General features: G+C 61.0%; 15 protein-coding genes. 11 read left to right on the forward strand and 4 right to left on the reverse strand.

Features of this window, described 5'->3' with window-relative positions; translation table 11 throughout:
• The first annotated feature begins 154 nt into the window (after positions 1 to 154).
• The 6 genes from folM to ACCD00_RS00760 all read left to right on the forward strand — a co-directional run bounded on the left by folM (position 155) and on the right by ACCD00_RS00760 (position 4,061).
• Complete coding sequence (folM, locus tag ACCD00_RS00735; RefSeq protein ID WP_413421067.1) at positions 155 to 865, forward strand: dihydromonapterin reductase; 711 nt, start codon at positions 155 to 157, stop codon at positions 863 to 865.
• A gap of 20 nt (positions 866 to 885) precedes the next feature.
• Positions 886 to 1,461: a GTP cyclohydrolase I FolE gene (folE, locus tag ACCD00_RS00740; RefSeq protein ID WP_413421069.1), complete on the forward strand. Its 576-nt coding sequence runs from the start codon at positions 886 to 888 to the stop codon at positions 1,459 to 1,461.
• A gap of 2 nt (positions 1,462 to 1,463) precedes the next feature.
• Positions 1,464 to 1,835, forward strand: coding sequence for a dihydroneopterin triphosphate 2'-epimerase (gene folX / locus ACCD00_RS00745; RefSeq protein ID WP_007970304.1), 372 nt, complete (start codon positions 1,464 to 1,466; stop codon positions 1,833 to 1,835).
• A gap of 83 nt (positions 1,836 to 1,918) precedes the next feature.
• Positions 1,919 to 2,215, forward strand: a complete 297-nt coding sequence (locus ACCD00_RS00750; RefSeq protein ID WP_015093518.1) for a DUF1244 domain-containing protein — start codon at positions 1,919 to 1,921, stop codon at positions 2,213 to 2,215.
• Positions 2,208 to 2,546, forward strand: coding sequence for a HopJ type III effector protein (locus ACCD00_RS00755; protein ID WP_413421072.1), 339 nt, complete (start codon positions 2,208 to 2,210; stop codon positions 2,544 to 2,546). Before ACCD00_RS00750 ends, ACCD00_RS00755 begins: the two co-directional genes overlap by 8 nt.
• A 264-nt stretch (positions 2,547 to 2,810) precedes the next feature.
• Complete coding sequence (locus tag ACCD00_RS00760; protein ID WP_413421074.1) at positions 2,811 to 4,061, forward strand: aspartate aminotransferase family protein; 1,251 nt, start codon at positions 2,811 to 2,813, stop codon at positions 4,059 to 4,061.
• A gap of 193 nt (positions 4,062 to 4,254) precedes the next feature.
• Here ACCD00_RS00760 and trxB read toward each other — a convergent pair whose 3' ends face one another.
• Positions 4,255 to 5,211: a thioredoxin-disulfide reductase gene (trxB, locus tag ACCD00_RS00765; protein WP_007970300.1), complete on the reverse strand. Its 957-nt coding sequence runs from the start codon at positions 5,209 to 5,211 to the stop codon at positions 4,255 to 4,257.
• Between the two features lie 314 nt (positions 5,212 to 5,525).
• Between trxB and cysZ the strand changes: the two genes are divergently transcribed.
• Together cysZ and ACCD00_RS00775 are read left to right on the forward strand one after the other, a co-directional pair.
• Positions 5,526 to 6,278 (forward strand): sulfate transporter CysZ, encoded by a 753-nt coding sequence (gene cysZ, locus ACCD00_RS00770; RefSeq protein ID WP_218429322.1) that lies wholly within the window; start codon positions 5,526 to 5,528, stop codon positions 6,276 to 6,278.
• 36 nt (positions 6,279 to 6,314) lie between these two features.
• On the forward strand, positions 6,315 to 7,514 hold the full coding sequence (locus ACCD00_RS00775) for a glycosyltransferase family 4 protein (protein WP_413421077.1): 1,200 nt from the start codon (positions 6,315 to 6,317) through the stop codon (positions 7,512 to 7,514).
• 125 nt (positions 7,515 to 7,639) lie between these two features.
• Here the strand turns inward: ACCD00_RS00775 and ACCD00_RS00780 are convergent, their stop codons facing one another.
• The 3 genes from ACCD00_RS00780 to ACCD00_RS00790 all read right to left on the reverse strand — a co-directional run bounded on the left by ACCD00_RS00780 (position 7,640) and on the right by ACCD00_RS00790 (position 10,025).
• Complete coding sequence (locus tag ACCD00_RS00780; protein WP_413421079.1) at positions 7,640 to 8,743, reverse strand: NADH:flavin oxidoreductase; 1,104 nt, start codon at positions 8,741 to 8,743, stop codon at positions 7,640 to 7,642.
• Between the two features lie 191 nt (positions 8,744 to 8,934).
• Entirely contained in the window at positions 8,935 to 9,417 is a 483-nt protein-coding gene (locus ACCD00_RS00785; RefSeq protein WP_413421081.1) for a glutathione peroxidase, read from the reverse strand.
• 122 nt (positions 9,418 to 9,539) lie between these two features.
• Positions 9,540 to 10,025 carry an FKBP-type peptidyl-prolyl cis-trans isomerase gene (locus ACCD00_RS00790; protein WP_007942189.1) on the reverse strand — a complete coding sequence of 162 codons (486 nt, stop codon included), beginning with the start codon at positions 10,023 to 10,025 and terminating at the stop codon, positions 9,540 to 9,542.
• On the opposite strand from ACCD00_RS00790, the gene ACCD00_RS00795 reads away from it, so the two are divergent.
• The 3 genes from ACCD00_RS00795 to ACCD00_RS00805 are packed head-to-tail and all read left to right on the forward strand — an operon-like array spanning position 9,994 to position 13,385.
• Entirely contained in the window at positions 9,994 to 10,320 is a 327-nt protein-coding gene (locus ACCD00_RS00795; RefSeq protein WP_322615825.1) for a DUF3565 domain-containing protein, read from the forward strand. The two genes, ACCD00_RS00790 and ACCD00_RS00795, sit on opposite strands and share 32 nt — an antisense overlap.
• A gap of 59 nt (positions 10,321 to 10,379) precedes the next feature.
• On the forward strand, positions 10,380 to 12,479 hold the full coding sequence (gene pta, locus ACCD00_RS00800) for a phosphate acetyltransferase (RefSeq protein ID WP_413421083.1): 2,100 nt from the start codon (positions 10,380 to 10,382) through the stop codon (positions 12,477 to 12,479).
• Positions 12,480 to 13,385, forward strand: a complete 906-nt coding sequence (locus tag ACCD00_RS00805) for an acyltransferase (RefSeq protein WP_413421085.1) — start codon at positions 12,480 to 12,482, stop codon at positions 13,383 to 13,385.
• The last annotated feature ends 118 nt before the right edge of the window (positions 13,386 to 13,503 follow it).

Here is a 13,503-nt window from a genome sequence, read left to right on the forward strand (position 1 = left end):
CTTGCTCGCGAAGGCGGCGTATCAGTCAACATTTGTACTGTCTGACATCACGCTTTCGCGAGCAAGCCCGCTCCCACACAGGCCCGTTTTACACAATAGGTAGAGTGCTCCCGTCGCTGGTATAGTTTTGCTCTCACCGCGACGCGAGCCGTTCATGACTTCTTCCGCAGCCCCTATCCTCATTACCGGCGCCGGCCAGCGTGTCGGCCTGCACTGCGCCCGGCGACTGCTGGAAGATGGCCATCGCGTGATTTTCAGCTACCGCAGCGAGCGTCCCGGTGTGCAAGCCCTGCGCGATCTGGGGGCCACTGCGATGTTCGCGGACTTCGCCAGCGAGGCCGGGATCCTCGCCTTCATCGGCGAACTGAAAACCCACACCGACTGTTTGCGGGCGATTGTCCACAACGCCTCCGAATGGCTGGCCGAAACACCGGACACTGACGCCGCAGCATTCACCCGCATGTTCAGCGTGCACATGCTGGCGCCTTACCTGATCAACCTGCATTGCGCCGAACTGCTGCAACGCTCGAGCCCCGCCGACATCGTGCACATCAGCGATGACGTGACCCGCAGGGGCAGCAGCAAGCACATCGGCTATTGCGCCAGCAAAGCCGGGCTCGACAGCCTGACCCTGTCCTTCGCCGCCAGGTACGCGCCGGCCATCAAGGTCAACGGGATTGCGCCAGCCCTGCTACTGTTCAAGCCTGAGGACGACGCCGCCTACCGCGCCAAAGCGCTGGCCAAGTCCGCGCTGGGCATCGAGCCTGGCTGCGAAGTGATCTACCAGAGCCTGCGCTATCTGCTCGACAACCCTTATGTCACCGGCACCACCCTGACCGTCAATGGCGGAAGGCACATCAAATAAGTGTCCCGCGAGGATTTACCATGACGTTATCCCTGCCCCAGAACGCCCTGTCCCAGAGCTATCGCGAGATCCTCATCGGCGTCGGCGAAAACCCCGACCGCGAAGGGTTGCTCGATACGCCGATGCGCGCGGCCAAAGCCATGCAGTACCTTTGCCATGGTTACGAGCAAAGTGTCGAAGAGATCGTCAATGGCGCGCTGTTCGCCTCCGACAACGATGAAATGGTGATCGTCGACAACATCGAGCTGTACTCGCTTTGCGAACACCACATGCTGCCCTTCATCGGCAAGGCGCATGTGGCTTATATTCCAACCGGCAAGGTGCTGGGCCTGTCGAAGATTGCACGGCTGGTGGACATGTTCGCCCGGCGCCTGCAAATCCAGGAAAACCTCACCCGGCAAATCGCCGAAGCCGTGCAACAGGTGACCGGCGCAGCAGGCGTCGCAGTGGTCATCGAAGCGCAGCACATGTGCATGATGATGCGCGGCGTCGAGAAACAGAATTCGACCATGAACACCTCGGTGATGCTCGGCGCCTTCCGCGAGTCGAGCAACACCCGCCAGGAGTTCCTGCAATTGATTGGACGGAGCAAGTAGCAATGCCACAACTTCAGCCAGGCATGGCACGCATCCGGGTCAAAGACCTGTGCCTGCGTACCTTCATCGGCATCAATGAGGACGAAATCCTCAACAAGCAGGATGTGCTGATCAACCTCACCATTCTGTACGCAGCCCAGGAAGCGGTACGGGACAACGACATCGATCACGCGTTGAACTACCGCACGATCACCAAGGCGATCATCGCCCACGTGGAAGGCAACCGCTTTGCGCTGCTCGAACGCCTGACCCAGGAAATTCTCGACCTGGTGATGGCCAACGCATCGGTGCTCTACGCCGAGGTGGAAGTCGACAAGCCCCACGCGCTGCGATTCGCCGAGTCGGTATCGATTACGCTTGCAGCGAGCCGCTAGCTACAAGCTTCAAGCGCCAGGCTGTAAACTTCGACCTACCGCAATCCATCTTGCAGCTCCCAGCTGTCTCGCAGAGACCTCCCATGAACGATCAACAACGCCTGGAACTCGAAGCCGCCGCCTTTCGCCGGCTGGTGGCCCACCTGGACAGCCGCAAGGATGTGCAGAACATCGACCTGATGAACCTCTCGGGCTTCTGCCGCAACTGCCTGTCCAAGTGGTACAAGGCGGCGGCTGACGAGCGCCAGATCGAGGTCAGCCTCGACGAAGCCCGCGAAGTGGTTTACGGCATGCCGTACGCCGAATGGAAAGCCCAATATCAGCAAGAAGCCAGCGCCGAACAACAAGCGGCGTTCGCCAAAGGAAAACCCAATGAGTGATTTGAACACCCTGCGCGCCAGCCTCAACAGCGGCGAACACGCCTTCGCCGACACCCTGGCCTTCATCGCCGCCGGTTACGACTATCAGCCTCAGGCCTTCAACAATGGCGGCGTGGAAAACGCGGCCGGGCAAAACGAAGGCTCGTGCAAGACCCTGGGTCTGGCGCTGCTCGAAGGCTTGAGCGATGCGGAAGCCCTGCTGGCTTTCGGCGAGCATTACCGCTCGGTGTTGGCGACGCCGGAAGGCAGCGATCACGGCAATATCCGCGCGTTGATCGCCCATGGTCTGGCCGGTGTGAAGTTCTCTCAGCAACCGCTGACTCGCCGCTGATTTAATTCGCTGCCGATTAAACCTGTAGGAGCGAGCCCGCTCGCGATGGACTGAAGAACGCCACGGGGTGTCAGGCACCCAGCGTCATCGTTCACGACCATCGCGAGCAAGCTCGCTCCTACAGGTTTTGCGTTCATGGCGCGGAATGGATCACAAGCACAACCCGACTTTTAAGATTGACCCGGCAACTTTATTTCGTTTGCCGCGCACCACCGCTCACGGCTTAGATAAAAAGAAGTCCTCCTACTTCCGAGCCGGTCATTCATGCGCAGCGAAACCATCAGCCAGTCGATCAACATCGTTCACCCTGTCACCCTCAGCCACGGCAAAAACGCCGAGGTCTGGGACACTGACGGCAAACGCTACATCGACTTTGTCGGCGGCATCGGCGTGCTGAACCTTGGCCATTGCCATCCGCGCATCGTCGAGGCCATTCGCGAACAAGCCACCCGACTGACCCACTATGCGTTCAACGCCGCGCCCCATGTGCCCTACCTCGAGTTGATGGATCGCCTCAGCACGTTCATACCGGTGGATTACCCGGTCAGCGGCATGCTCACCAACAGCGGCGCGGAAGCGGCGGAGAACGCCCTGAAGATCGTCCGTGGCGCCACCGGCCGCACCGCGGTTATCGCCTTCGACGGCGCGTTTCACGGCCGCACGCTGGCAACGCTCAACCTCAATGGCAAAGTCGCGCCCTACAAACAGAAAGTCGGCGTGCTGCCGGGGCCGGTGTATCACCTGCCTTTCCCCAGCCAGGACAACGGCGTGACTTGCGCCGATGCGCTGAAGGCCATGGAGCGCCTGTTCAGCGTCGAGATCGATGTCGACGACGTGGCGTGTTTTATTGTCGAGCCGGTGCAGGGCGAAGCAGGTTTCCTGGCCATGGAGGCCGAGTTCGCCCAGACGTTGCGCAAATTCTGCGACGACAAGGGCATTGTGCTGATCGCCGATGAAATCCAGTCCGGTTTCGGTCGTACCGGCCAACGCTTTGCATTTTCGCGACTGGGTATCGAGCCTGACTTGATCCTGCTCGGCAAAAGCATCGCCGGCGGCGTGCCGCTGGGAGCGGTGGTCGGGCGCAGATCGCTGCTGGATAACCTGCCCAAGGGCGGCCTTGGAGGCACCTATTCCGGCAACCCCATCGCCTGTGCGGCGGCATTGGCGACCCTGGACGAAATGACCGATGCCAACCTGCACGCCTGGGGCACGCAACAGGAAGAGGCGATTGTCGGCCGCTATGAAGCCTGGCGCTCAAGTAGGCTGACGCCGTATCTGGGGCGTCTGACCGGCGTCGGCGCCATGCGCGGCATCGAGTTGATCAACGCCGATGGCTCGCCAGCACCGGCACAATTGACCCAACTGCTGGCCCTGGCGCGGGACTCCGGGTTGCTGCTGATGCCCAGCGGCAAGTCGCGGCACATCATTCGCTTGCTGGCGCCATTGACCACCGAGGCGACGGTGCTGGAGGAAGGGCTGGATATCCTTGAGGCGTGCCTGAAGAAACTGGCCTGAACCACAGCGCCCACTGTAGGAGCGAGCATGCTCGCGAAGAACCTGAGAGCTCCGCGGGGTGTCAGGCTCCCAGCGTTATCGTTGACGACCATCGTCGGAACGCCGCCCGGAGCAAGCTCGCTCCTACAGGGACATGTGTATTTTCCGAAGGCAAAAAAAACCGGCCGAAGCCGGTTTTTTCGTTTCTACAGAATCAAGCGTTCTGCAGATTGTCCAGGTAACGCTCGGCATCCAGTGCCGCCATGCAACCGGCGCCAGCCGAGGTGATGGCCTGACGGTACACGTGGTCAGCCACGTCACCGGCGGCGAAGATGCCTTCGAGGTTGGTGGCAGTAGCGTTGCCGTCACGGCCGCCCTGCACGACCAGGTAGCCATCTTTCAGGGTCAACTGGCCTTCGAACAGCGAAGTGTTCGGAGTGTGGCCGATGGCGATGAACACGCCGTCGACTTTCACTTCGTCGAAGCTGCCGTCGTTGTTCTTCAGGCGGGCACCGGTCACGCCCATGTTGTCGCCCAGCACTTCATCCAGGGTTGCGTTGAGCTTCAGCTCGATCTTGCCTTCGGCAACGCGGGCGTTCAGCTTGTCGATCAGGATCTTCTCGGCGCGGAAGGTTTCGCGACGGTGGATCAGAGTGACCTTGCTGGCGATGTTGGCCAGGTACAGGGCTTCTTCGACAGCGGTGTTGCCGCCGCCAACCACGGCAACCGGCTTGTTGCGATAGAAGAAACCGTCGCAGGTTGCGCAGGCGGAGACGCCTTTGCCCATGAACGCTTCTTCCGATGGCAGGCCCAGGTAACGAGCGCTGGCGCCGGTGGCGATGATCAGGGCGTCGCAAGTGTAAGTCGCGCTGTCGCCGGTCAGGGTGTACGGCTTGGCAGCGAAGTCCACGGCATTGATGTGATCGAAAACGATCTCGGTTTCAAAGCGCTCGGCGTGCTCGCGCATCCGCTCCATCAGCGCCGGGCCGGTCAGGCCGTGGACGTCGCCCGGCCAGTTGTCGACTTCGGTGGTGGTGGTCAGTTGACCGCCGGCCTGCATGCCGGTGATCAGCAGTGGCTTGAGGTTGGCACGGGCGGCATAGACCGCGGCGCTGTAACCGGCAGGGCCGGAACCGAGAATAATCACTCGCGAATGACGGACTTCAGACATGACCTGCTCCTGTTGACCGGCCCGGAACACCTGGCGCGGAACGCCGGATTGCCGGCTGGAATAAAAAAGAACGGTTGAAAGCACTTGGGGAAGGCTTGAACCCGACCGTCCTGTAAAAGATTGGGTGCAGCGTATCGAGGGGGCGAAGATTAAGGAAATACGGTTTAACAATCCAGCTCATAGGTGGTCTCTATGCAATCTGCCCGACGATATCGACGTCTTTGTTACAGTGAATGTCGATACCGCCACCGCGCTTTCGCATGTGCAGCAAAGCCGGTAAGGTCGGCGCGTTTTCCCTCTGCCCGGAGCACCTTATGCCCGCCCCTGTCCTGTCCGGCCCGCAATACCTGCGCGAAGGCCTCAAGCTGGTGCTCAGCCCCAGCCTGCGTTTGTTTGTGTTGTTGCCACTGGCGATCAACCTGGTGCTGTTCGTCGGATTGATCTATCTGGCCGGCCATCAATTCAGCCTGTGGGTCGACACGCTGATGCCGTCCCTGCCCGACTGGCTGAGTTTTCTCAGCTACATCCTCTGGCCGCTGTTCGTGGTGCTCGTCGTACTGATGGTGTTCTTCACTTTCACCATGCTCGCCAACGTCATTGCCGCGCCGTTCAACGGCTTCCTCGCGGAGAAAGTCGAAGTGGTGGTGCGCGGCACCGATGATTTTCCGACCTTCAGCTGGGGTGAACTGATTGCGATGATCCCGCGCACCCTGGCCCGGGAAATGCGCAAGCTCGGCTATTTTCTGCCCCGGGCGATCGGGTTGTTCATCCTCTCGTTCATCCCGGTGGTGAACATCATCGCCGCGCCGCTGTGGCTGTTGTTCGGGGTGTGGATGATGGCGATCCAGTACATCGACTACCCGGCGGACAACCACAAGCTGGGCTGGAACGAGATGCTCGCGTGGCTGCGACAGAAGCGCTGGCAGAGCATGAGCTTCGGCGGCAGCGTCTATCTGGTGCTGCTGATACCGGTGGTCAACATCCTGATGATGCCGGCCGCCGTGGCCGGGGCGACGCTGTTCTGGGTGCGTGAACGCGGCGCGGAAAACCTGGTGGCACAGCGCTGAGTCACAAATCCATCATCCCGACGTCACACTGACGACATGGCCCCAACCGACACTGGGGTCATGACGACAGCTCTGCATATCACCCTGATCACCGAAACCTTCCCTCCCGAAATCAACGGCGTGGCCAATACCCTTGGTCGCTTGTGCGACGGCTTGCGCGCGCGCGGGCATCAAGTGGAGTTGGTGCGACCGCGTCAGGGCTGCGACCAGCAGTTGGGCAGCGACGATGAGTTGCTGCTGTGCCGCGGCTGGCCGCTACCGGGCTATCCCGGTTTGCAATGGGGTCAGTCGTCGATGCACAAACTGCTGCGGCGCTGGACGCGCCACCGCCCGGACGTGCTCTACATTGCCACCGAGGGCCCGCTGGGCCTGTCGGCCTTGCGTGCGGCACGGCGACTGGGAATTTCCGTGGTCAGCGGGTTCCACACCAATTTCCAGCAGTACTCCAACCAGTACGGGCTTGGTTTGCTCACGCGCCTGCTGACTCACTACCTGCGCTGGTTCCACAACCGCTCGACCATGACCCTGGTGCCCAGCGTCAGTCAGCGCATGGAACTGGAGCGGCGGCATTTCGAGCGACTCGCGTTGCTGTCCCGAGGGGTCGACAGCGAACTGTTTCACCCGGCCAAACGTCTGAATGCCCTGCGCGAGCAATGGGGACTGGCCGAGGAAGACATCGCCGTCATTCATGTCGGACGCCTGGCCGCGGAAAAAAATCTCGGCCTGCTCAAGCGCACCTTCAATACCCTCAAGGCGAGTTATCCCCAGCGCATCCTGAAACTGATCGTGGTCGGCGATGGCCCGCAGCGCCAGGAACTGCAAAACGAAATGCCCGAGGCGATTTTCTGCGGTACCCAACGGGGTGAAGCACTGGCGTGTCACTACGCGTCAGGCGACGTGTTTCTGTTTCCGAGCCTGACTGAAACGTTCGGCAATGTGGTACTTGAAGCACTTGCCTCGGGGCTCGGCGTGGTGGCCTACGATCAGGCGGCGGCCGCCCAGCATATACGTCATGGCTACAACGGAGTGTTGGCGATGCCGGGGGATGAAGAAGCATTCTGCGATGCCGCGGCATGGCTGCTGGAGGAAAGGGAAACCTTGCGCAATGTACGTCTCAATGCGCGCCAGCATGCCAGTCGCCAGGGCTGGGCGACGATCATCGAGCAGTTCGAGGGACAGCTGCGCGGGGCGTGTGCCGGGGAGATGGTGGTGCCGAATGCACCGACTGTTCCCTGATTTGCTGTGTTTTTGAGTCAGCCTTCGCGAGCAAGCCCGCTCCCACACTTGATCGCATTTCCCTGAGAGAACGCGGTTACTTGTGGGAGCGGGCTTGCTCGCGAAAGCGTCAGTCCAAGTGCCGCTTAAACCAAGGTCATCAACGCCTCACGGCTGAACGGCAGAATGTCTTCCTCACGGCCGTCACGCACTTTCTGCGCCCAGTCCGGGTCCACCAGCAACGCGCGACCGACCGCCACCAGGTCGAACTCGTCGTTGTTCAGGCGCTCCAGCAGCTTTTCCAGGCTGGCCGGTTGTGCGACCTTGTCGGTGTTGACCATGAACTGCAGGAACTCGCCGTCCAGGCCGACGCTGCCCACGGTGATGGTCGGCTTGCCGGTGAGTTGGCGGGTCCAGCCAGCCAGGTTCAACTCGGAACCGTCGAACTCCGGCTCCCAGAAGCGGCGGGTCGAGCAGTGGAAAATATCCACGCCTGCGTCGGCCAACGGTTTGAGGAACTCGCCCAAGGCTTCCGGGGTTTGCACCAGGCGTGCGGTGTAGTCCTGCTGCTTCCACTGGGAGAAACGGAAGATGATCGGGAAACCCTCACCGACCGCGGCACGCACCGCCTGAATCAATTCAATGGCGAAGCGCGAACGGTTGGCCAGGCTGCCGCCGTACTCGTCGGTACGCTGGTTGCTGCCTTCCCAGAAGAACTGGTCGATCAGGTAACCGTGGGCACCGTGGATTTCCACGCCGTCCATGCCGATGCTCTGTGCATCCTTGGCGGCCTGGGCGAACGCGGCGATCACGTCCTGGATATCCTGCTTGGTCATGCCATGCACCACGACCTGACCTTCCTTGATTTTTTCCGACGGGCCATAACCCGGCACGCTGGCGTCCGGCTCGGTGCCGATACGACGTACGCTGCCCACATGCCACAACTGCGGCACGATCTTGCCGCCTTCGGCGTGAACGGCGTCGACGACTTTCTTCCAGCCGGCCAGGGCCGCTTCACCGTAGAAATGCGGAACGTTCGGGTAACCGTTGGAAGCCTTGTGACCGACGGTGGTGCCTTCGGTGATGATCAGGCCGACGCCCGCAGCGGCGCGTCGACGGTAGTATTCGATCACCTTGGAATTAGGCACGCCGCCCGGAGAAAAGGAGCGGGTCATCGGCGCCATGACGACGCGGGTCGGCAGCTCGAGGGTGCCGAGGTGGAACGGTTTGAACAGGGCTTTGACGGGCATGGGACGCTCCACATGGAATGACTTTATGACGGTGATAATATGGAGGTTCGCGCGTACTGAACAGCACTATTGATTTGGGTGATGTAGGAGCGAGCTTGCTCGCGATGGTGGTCAACGATAACGCTGGCGGTCTGATGCCCCGCGGTGTTCCTACAACCATCGCGAGCGAGCTCGCTCCTACGAAGGGAGGATTACTTCAGGGCTTTTTCAATCGCCTGAACGACGCTGGGATCGTCCGGAGCAGTGCGTGGCGAGAACCTTGCCAGTACGCGGCCGTCCTTGCCCAGCAGGAACTTCTCGAAGTTCCAGGTGATATCACCGGGAAATTCCGCGCCCTCGCCCGCCAGCAAGCGGTACAACTGATGACGGTCATGCCCGTTGACTTCCAGCTTGCTCGACAACGGAAAGGTCACGCCATAGTTGAGATCGCAGAACGTTTTGATCTCCTGCTCGGTCCCCGGTTCCTGCCCGGCAAACTGGTTGCACGGCAAGCCCAACACGCTGAAGCCTTTGGCCTTGTATTGCTGGTAGAGGTTTTCCAGCGCCGCGTACTGCGGGGTCAAGCCGCATTTGGAAGCGACATTGACCACCAGCACGACTTGGCCTTTGAAAGGCGCCAGAGGTAGCTCCTGACCATTCAGGGCTGTCAATTTAAGGTCGTGAAAAGCACTCATGACGTACTCCAGATTCCCGTGTTCTTTTCGAAACAGCCACTTGGCGGCGTCGTCAGGGACAGCCGCATACTAAAAAGGCGCCCACAGGGCGCCTCTCCAGTTATCTGAGCTTAGCGCAGAAATCAGTGGTGATGGCCACCTTCGCCATGGACGTGGCCATGAGCGATTTCTTCCTGGCTGGCGTCACGGATAGCAACGATCTTGACCTGGAAATTCAGGCGCTGACCGGCCAACGGGTGGTTGCCGTCAACGGTCACGTCGTCGCCGTCCAGATCACGGATGGTCACGATCTGCATCTGGCCGTCCGGAGCGGAAGCGTGGAACTGCATGCCCACTTCCAGCTCGTCGACGCCTTCGAACATGCTGCGGCTCAGGGTGCTGACCAGTTCGGCAGCGTATTCGCCGTAAGCGTCTTCCGGTTCAACGGCTACGGTCAGCTCGTCGCCGACAGCCTTGCCTTCCAGAGCCTTTTCCAGGCCCGGGATGATGTTGCCTGCGCCTTGCAGGTAGACCAGCGGCGCGCCGCCGGCGGAGCTGTCGATGACCTCACCAGCGTCGTTGGTCAGGGTATAGTCAATGGAGACAGCCTTATTGGCGGCGATCAGCATGGGGCGAGACCTTTTGCATAAGAAGATTGAAGGGCCAAGTTTAGCGAAGCAATCGTCCGAAAGCGAACACAACCCGGACAGACGGGATTCGACGGTCACGGGTTTTCATCAGGACGAGGACGGTCACTGGGTGGCCGAGCTTTCCTGCGGCCATACCCAACACCTGCGGCACCAACCACCCTGGCAATCCCGCGCCTGGGTCATGGACCCTGCGCAACGCCAGGAAAAAATAGGCCAACCCTTTGCCTGCGGTTGGTGCGCACAAGGCTCGGTTAGCGATAACCTTGGCGACTGAATTTCGGTAGATCGCCAGTCATAGGTGCTCACCATTGCCTGCTCCCTTAGAGAATCCGCATGCAAACTTTTTTTATCGCGCCCACCGATTTTGGTGTGGGTCTGACCTCCATCAGCCTCGGGCTGGTGCGTACCCTTGAGCGAGCCGGGCTCAAGGTCGGCTTTTTCAAACCGATTGCCCAGCCGCATCCAGGCGACACGGGCCCGGAACGTTCCACCGAACTGGTGGCGCGCACCCACGGCCTGAAACCGCCTCAGCCACTGGGCCTGGCCCATGTCGAGCGCATGCTCGGCGACGGCCAGCTCGATGAGTTGCTCGAAGAAATCATCACCCTGTATCAGCAGGCCGCCATCGGCAAGGACGTGCTGATCGTCGAAGGCATGGTGCCGACCCGCAGCGCCAGTTACGCCGCGCGGGTCAACCTGCACCTGGCCAAGAGCCTCGACGCCGAGGTGATCCTGGTCTCGGCACCGGAAAACGAAGTGTTGACCGAGCTCTCCGGTCGCGTCGAGTTGCAGGCGCAATTGTTCGGTGGCCCGAAAGACCCGAAAGTCCTCGGCGTGATCCTCAACAAGGTCAAGACCGAAGAAAGCATGGAGGCCTTCGCCACGCGCCTGAAGGAGCATTCGCCGTTGCTGCGCAGCGGTGATTTCCGCTTGCTCGGCTGCATTCCGTTCCAGCCGGAACTGAACGCCCCGCGCACCCGCGACGTCGCCGACCTGATGGGTGCGCAAGTGCTCAACGCCGGTGATTATGAAACCCGGCGCATGACCAAAATCATCATTTGCGCCCGCACCATGCGCAACACCGTGGAGTTGCTCAAGCCCGGCGTGCTGGTGGTGACCCCCGGCGACCGCGACGACATCATCCTCGCCGTCAGCCTGGCGGCGTTGAACGGCGTGCCTCTGGCCGGCCTGCTGCTGACCAGCGACACCTTGCCCGACCCACGCATCATGGACCTGTGCCGTGGCGCCCTGCAGGCCGGACTGCCGGTGCTGTCGGTGAGCACCGGCTCCTACGACACCGCCAACCTGCTCAATGGCCTGAACAAGGAAATCCCTATCGATGACCGCGAGCGCGCGGAAATCATCACCGACTTCATCGCCGGCCACCTCGATGCCAACTGGTTGCATCAGCGCTGCGGCACACCACGGGAGATGCGTCTGTCGCCAGCGGTGTTCCGCTATCAACTGATCCAGCGCGCCCAGGCGGCCAACAAGCGCATCGTGTTGCCCGAAGGCAGCGAACCGTTCACCGTGCAGGCCGCCGCGATCTGCCAGGCCCGTGGCATCGCTCGCTGTGTGTTGCTGGCCAAGCCCGAGGACGTGCAGGCTGTCGCCCGCGCCCAGGGCATCGAGTTGCCACCTGGCTTGGAAATCATTGATCCGGACTTGATCCGCGAGCGCTATGTCGAGCCGATGGTTGCGCTGCGCAAGAGCAAAAGCCTCAATGCGCCGATGGCCGAGCAACAACTGGAAGACACCGTGGTGATCGGCACCATGATGCTGGCCCTGGATGAAGTCGACGGTCTCGTCTCGGGCGTGATCAACACCACCGCCAACACCATCCGCCCGGCCCTGCAGTTGATCAAGACGGCGCCGGGCTGCACCCTGGTGTCGTCGGTGTTCTTCATGCTGTTTCCGGAAGAGGTGCTGGTCTATGGCGACTGCGTGATGAACCCGCACCCAAGCGCCAGCGAACTGGCTGAGATCGCCCTGCAAAGCGCTGATTCGGCCGCCGCATTCGGCATCACGCCACGGGTGGCGATGATCAGCTACTCCAGTGGCGATTCGGCGAGCGGCGAAGAAGTCGAGAAGGTCCGCGAGGCTACCCTGCTCGCCCACGAACAACAGCACTCGCTGCTCATCGACGGCCCTTTGCAGTACGACGCCGCCGCCAACGAAAACGTGGCCCGGCAATTGGCGCCGAACAGTCAGGTGGCCGGCCGCGCCACGGTGTACGTGTTCCCCGACCTCAACACCGGCAATACCACCCACAAGGCCGTGCAGCGCAGCGCCGACTGCGTCAGCCTCGGGCCGATGCTGCAAGGCCTGCGCAAACCGGTGAACGATTTGCCGCGCGGCGCGCAGGTCGATGACATCGTCTACACCATCGCCCTGACCGCGATTCAAGCCGCCAACCGACCTATGGATGTGTAAATGCTGGACTTCCTCCCCGCCCCGTTGCGCGGCGTGATCGCCGCGCTGCTGTTGGCACTGAACACAATATTGCTCTGCTCGTTCCTGTTCTGCGTGGCGCTGGTCAAGGTATTGCCGTTCACTTTCACCCAGCGCATCGCACGCTGGCTGATGAGCCATACCCATGAAGCCTGGATCAGCATCAACAAAGGCTGGATGAACCTGGTCCGTCGCACCCGCTGGCACATCAGCGGTCTGCAGGGTCTCGACTACCAGCACTCGTACCTGATCACCAGCAACCACCAGAGCTGGGTCGACATTCTGGTGCTGCAATACGTGCTCAACCGGCGCATTCAACCGCTGAAGTTCTTTCTCAAGCAGGAGCTGATCTGGGTCCCGGTGATCGGCCTGGCCTGGTGGGCGCTGGGCTTTCCGTTCATGAAGCGCTACTCCAAGGCGTACCTGGAGAAGCACCCGGAAAAGAAAGGCAAGGACCTGGAAACCACCCGCAAGACCTGTGCGAAATTCCGCGACAACCCGGTGGGCATTTTCAACTTCGTCGAAGGCACGCGCTTCACCGAGGGCAAGCATGCCCAGCAACAGTCCCCCTTCAAGTACCTGCTCAAGCCCAAGGCCGGCGGTATTGCCTTTGTGCTGGATGCGATGGGTGAGCAACTGGAGTCCATCGTCAACGTGACCATCCACTACCCGGGCGGGCGGCCTGGTTTTTGGGATTTGTTGTGCGGGAACGTCGCGGACGTGGTGGTGCACTTTGAAGAGCTGAAGATTCCGCCGCAGTTCATCGGCAAGAACTACGAGCAGGATGGTGAATATCGCCTGCAGTTTCAGGGCTGGATCAATCAGTTATGGCAGGACAAGGATGCTCTGCTGGCGCAGATGCACCGCGAATTTCCTGACCGCCGCTGAACCAATGTGGGAGCGGGCTTGCTCGCGAAGGCAGACTGACATTCAACATAGATATTGACTGACTCACCGCATTCGTCGGAACGCCGCCCGGAGCAAGCCCGCTCCCACATTTGAATAT

The organism is Pseudomonas sp. Pseusp3 (assembly GCF_047304225.1).
Taxonomy (GTDB): domain Bacteria; phylum Pseudomonadota; class Gammaproteobacteria; order Pseudomonadales; family Pseudomonadaceae; genus Aquipseudomonas; species Aquipseudomonas fluorescens_CD.

Coding starts and splice junctions, on each gene's coding strand:
- ACCD00_RS00780 (WP_413421079.1), bottom strand. CDS start 8,743: ATGCCCGTCAAAGCCCTGTTCAAACCGTTCCACCTCGGCACCCTCGAG.
- ACCD00_RS00760 (WP_413421074.1), top strand. CDS start 2,811: ATGCGCAGCGAAACCATCAGCCAGTCGATCAACATCGTTCACCCTGTC.
- folM (WP_413421067.1), top strand. CDS start 155: ATGACTTCTTCCGCAGCCCCTATCCTCATTACCGGCGCCGGCCAGCGT.
- ACCD00_RS00790 (WP_007942189.1), bottom strand. CDS start 10,025: ATGCTGATCGCCGCCAATAAGGCTGTCTCCATTGACTATACCCTGACC.
- ACCD00_RS00750 (WP_015093518.1), top strand. CDS start 1,919: ATGAACGATCAACAACGCCTGGAACTCGAAGCCGCCGCCTTTCGCCGG.
- ACCD00_RS00805 (WP_413421085.1), top strand. CDS start 12,480: ATGCTGGACTTCCTCCCCGCCCCGTTGCGCGGCGTGATCGCCGCGCTG.
- pta (WP_413421083.1), top strand. CDS start 10,380: ATGCAAACTTTTTTTATCGCGCCCACCGATTTTGGTGTGGGTCTGACC.
- ACCD00_RS00775 (WP_413421077.1), top strand. CDS start 6,315: ATGGCCCCAACCGACACTGGGGTCATGACGACAGCTCTGCATATCACC.
- cysZ (WP_218429322.1), top strand. CDS start 5,526: ATGCCCGCCCCTGTCCTGTCCGGCCCGCAATACCTGCGCGAAGGCCTC.
- ACCD00_RS00785 (WP_413421081.1), bottom strand. CDS start 9,417: ATGAGTGCTTTTCACGACCTTAAATTGACAGCCCTGAATGGTCAGGAG.
- trxB (WP_007970300.1), bottom strand. CDS start 5,211: ATGTCTGAAGTCCGTCATTCGCGAGTGATTATTCTCGGTTCCGGCCCT.
- ACCD00_RS00795 (WP_322615825.1), top strand. CDS start 9,994: ATGGAGACAGCCTTATTGGCGGCGATCAGCATGGGGCGAGACCTTTTG.
- folX (WP_007970304.1), top strand. CDS start 1,464: ATGCCACAACTTCAGCCAGGCATGGCACGCATCCGGGTCAAAGACCTG.
- folE (WP_413421069.1), top strand. CDS start 886: ATGACGTTATCCCTGCCCCAGAACGCCCTGTCCCAGAGCTATCGCGAG.
- ACCD00_RS00755 (WP_413421072.1), top strand. CDS start 2,208: ATGAGTGATTTGAACACCCTGCGCGCCAGCCTCAACAGCGGCGAACAC.